This is a genomic window from Microvirga aerilata (genome assembly GCF_016743775.1).
GTDB classification, from domain to species: Bacteria; Pseudomonadota; Alphaproteobacteria; order Rhizobiales; family Beijerinckiaceae; genus Microvirga; species Microvirga aerilata.
On sequence record NZ_JAEQMY010000210.1, the window covers coordinates 1 to 3,150 of the forward strand.

Genomic DNA, 3,150 nt, shown 5'->3' on the forward strand with positions numbered 1-3,150 from the left:
GTGCCATGGGTCGCCTCCGCCAGCAGGTCAGAAGGGGCCGCCATTATACCCCGCAACCTACCGGATGCACCACTTAGGCTGTCGGTGCAGACCTTTCGAAACCATAAGTCAAACCTGAAAGCGGCCTTGCGGTTCTTGCGCGGAGAGACGGATGTGCCTGTGCGGGGTACGCCCCTCACCCCAGCTTGGGCGTCGCTCCGGGACAAGATCACGGATCGTGGTCGGCGCGCGCGCCTCTACGGCCTGATGCGCTATGCCTCCGCCAAGGGCATTGCACCGGGGCAGATCACGGATGATGTGCTTTGCACATACTTGGCCTACCGGACCGAGACCACGGCCCGTCTTGGAGGGCCTGCAGCCCACCGGTCGACGACGCGAGCCTGGAATGAGTGCCGGGAGCATATTCTGGGCTGGCCTGCGGTCCACCTATCGATGCCCGCCCTCCCCTCACGGCTGAGTGCTCCGACCTGGGGCGAGTTCCCACAGGGGCTTCGAGACGATGTTCAGGCCTATCTCGAAGGACTGGCTGGCACCCGCCGGACGGCCTCGGGCAAGAAGCTCCGGCCGGCAAAATCCTCCACCATCGCAACGCGCCGGCGCGAGATCGAAGCCTTTGCCCGCCGGGCTGTTCGCATGGGCTTTCCTCTCGAAGATCTCACCTCGCTGCGTGCCCTTCTCGACGCTGATGTGGTTGAGCGCGTACTCGATGATTACGGACATGGGACCGGAGATACGCCCAGCATCTACATGATCGAACTTGCCTGGAAGGTGCTGTCGATCGCTCGCCGAGTGGGTGGGTTCGATGACCTTGCCCTGGAGCGGCTCGATGAGATGCGCTTCCAGCTTGAGGAGCACAGAAGCGAGGGGATGACCGAGTTCAATCTTGCGCTCGTCCATAAGGTCTTGAGCAGTCCAATCTGGGATGAGGTCATCCGGACGCCCTATCGCCTGATCGAGGAGGCTCGCAGCCTGCGCGACCATGCTCCTGTCAAGGCTGCCCTACGCGCCCAGCTAGCCGTCGCAGTGGGGCTCCTCACCGCAGCTCCGGTGCGCTGTGGCAACCTTGTACGGATCCGATTGGAGGAGAACCTGATCCGCCCAGGCGGTCCTGGAACCCGCTACCTGCTGACCTTCCCAAAGTACGATGTGAAGAACCGCGTGAAGCTTGAGTTCAAGCTCAGTGAGCGGCTCACGGCGCTCATCGACGAGTACCTGCATGATCACCGACCTGTGCTTCTGAGAGGGCAAAACGAGCTGTGGTTGTTTCCTGGCGAGAGCGGATCGTTCAAGACGCCAAGCATGTTCAGCGAGCAGATCACCAGCGCTGTCGAGAAGGCTACCGGCCTGCGGGTGCGCGCCCATCAGTTCCGTCATGCCGCCGCCGCCCTGATCCTGAAGCGCGAGCCGGGTAACTACGAGTTCGTGCGCCGGATCCTTGGGCACAAGAGCCTGAAGACCACCATAAAGTTCTACATTGGTCTTGAGAGCTTCACAACGACCGAGCGCTTTGGCGAGATCGTCGACTCGCATCTTGATGGCGAGGAGGAGTGAGCATGATCACCTCCTTGCCCCTCGACGGATGGCCTGCTGACGACCGCCTCGCATGGCTTCGCGCGTGCGAGCCTGGTGTGGGGTGGAGGCGCGGCGGAGCGGCGTCCCGATGGAAGCCGATCACCCGAGAGGATCTTGAGCGCCGTTACGGCTACTTCCTGGAGTCGCTCCGGGAGCGCGGCGCTCTCGATCCTCAGGCCGGAGCTGGCCGGCTGGTCACACCTGAAAACGTTGACTGCTACATCAAGCGCGTCCGCTCCGGCTGGACCTCTGTGACGCTGGCCGGCTCAGTGCGCAAGCTGCAAACCATGGCGAGGATCCTAGCGCCTGCTTCGGATCTTGAGTGGCTGACCGAGATTGCCAATGACCTGGACCTTGTCGCCTACCCACTGGAGCGGTTCGACCGCATTGTCCTCTCCGAGGTCCTGATCAGGGCAGGTCTCACGCTGGTCAAGGAAGCCCAGGTGGCTCGCAGCCACAGACCAATCAGGCGGGCTGGTCAAATCCGGGACGGTCCGATGATTGCCATGCTGGCTTTCTGCCCCATTCGGCTGAAGAACTTCTCGGAGCTTGAACTCGGCCACAGCTTTGTGCGCGAGCGGGATCGCTGGACGATTACACTGCCTGGCGTAGAGGTTAAGAATGGACGGACTGATCTACGCCTCATCCGACAGCGCCTCAATCCTGCAATCGGATTGTATCTCACCTGGGCGAGACCACGGCTGATGCGCCATACCGGCGAGTTCATGATTGGAGAGGAGCAATATCCGTTGCTCACTGGTCCACTTTGGGTCGGGCAGTATGGCGAGGCCCTCAGCTATGGCAGTGTCGAACGAAGAATTATGGAGACCACCCGCTTTTTCATTGGACGATCCCTCAGCCCACACGACTTCCAGCGGAGCGGGGCCTTCACCGCTCGCTATCGGGCAGGATCAGAGCCACACCTCGCGAGCGGCTTATTACAGCACCAGGACAAGGAACTCGTGGATGAGAATTACAATCTTGCCAGTAGCCTGGAAGTTGCCGACCTGTTCGGCGAATGGATCGACAACATTGCAGGATCCTGATCTGGGGAAGGGCGAGGGAGCCCCCCTACCCTTCCAAAATGTCCGCAATGAGCCCGTAACCGTCATCTAGTGGTAGTACTGAGTACGGTACCTGATACACCGAGCTGGCTCTAGTGGCCTCTGATCTTCCTCAGCATGGATTTGATGTGTTCCTTCACAGCGAGCGTGCCGCCATCGATTTCGTCAGCGATCTGGCTGCTCTGTTTTCCTGCAAGGAGAGACCGGAGAACCTGCGCTTCCGGCTCTGATAATGCTGGGGCGGGCTTGCCCTGGCTGTGATAGGCGATAGCGGCAGCGCACCAGGAATGCTGCTGGCGGAACTCTGGACAGTTCTCATTTGCCGCGCCTGGAGGTTCCTCGTCATTGAGGTACTCGACGTTTGTTTTAAGCGTTGCCATCAGCACCCCAAACCTGTCAACTTAGAACAGGTACCTAAGCTATTAGCTTTATCTCTTAGAGTCGGTCCGAGCGATTCATGAGCTTTGACAAAGCCTTGCGATCCTGCGGGTCATGAGCCGGATCATGGCGAGTT

The 3,150-nt window shown here is 60.3% G+C and carries 3 protein-coding genes; 2 read left to right on the plus strand and 1 reads right to left on the minus strand.

Annotation, left to right across the window (positions count from 1 at the left end):
• Positions 1–1,551 (plus strand): tyrosine-type recombinase/integrase (locus tag JKG68_RS31550; RefSeq protein ID WP_210346514.1); only part of this gene is annotated, 1,551 nt, incomplete at its 5' end.
• Between the two features lie 2 nt (positions 1,552–1,553).
• Complete coding sequence (locus JKG68_RS31555; RefSeq protein ID WP_202066303.1) at positions 1,554–2,618, plus strand: site-specific integrase; 1,065 nt, start codon at positions 1,554–1,556, stop codon at positions 2,616–2,618.
• A gap of 110 nt (positions 2,619–2,728) precedes the next feature.
• On the opposite strand, the gene JKG68_RS31560 is transcribed toward JKG68_RS31555, so the two are convergent.
• Positions 2,729–3,016 carry a LuxR C-terminal-related transcriptional regulator gene (locus JKG68_RS31560; RefSeq protein WP_202066305.1) on the minus strand — a complete coding sequence of 96 codons (288 nt, stop codon included), beginning with the start codon at positions 3,014–3,016 and terminating at the stop codon, positions 2,729–2,731.
• Between the last annotated feature and the right edge of the window lie 134 nt (positions 3,017–3,150).

What these genes read in the sequence shown, in the direction of transcription:
- JKG68_RS31555 (WP_202066303.1), top strand. Translation starts at nt 1,554, where the DNA reads ATGATCACCTCCTTGCCCCTCGACGGATGGCCTGCTGACGACCGCCTC.
- JKG68_RS31560 (WP_202066305.1), bottom strand. Translation starts at nt 3,016, where the DNA reads ATGGCAACGCTTAAAACAAACGTCGAGTACCTCAATGACGAGGAACCT.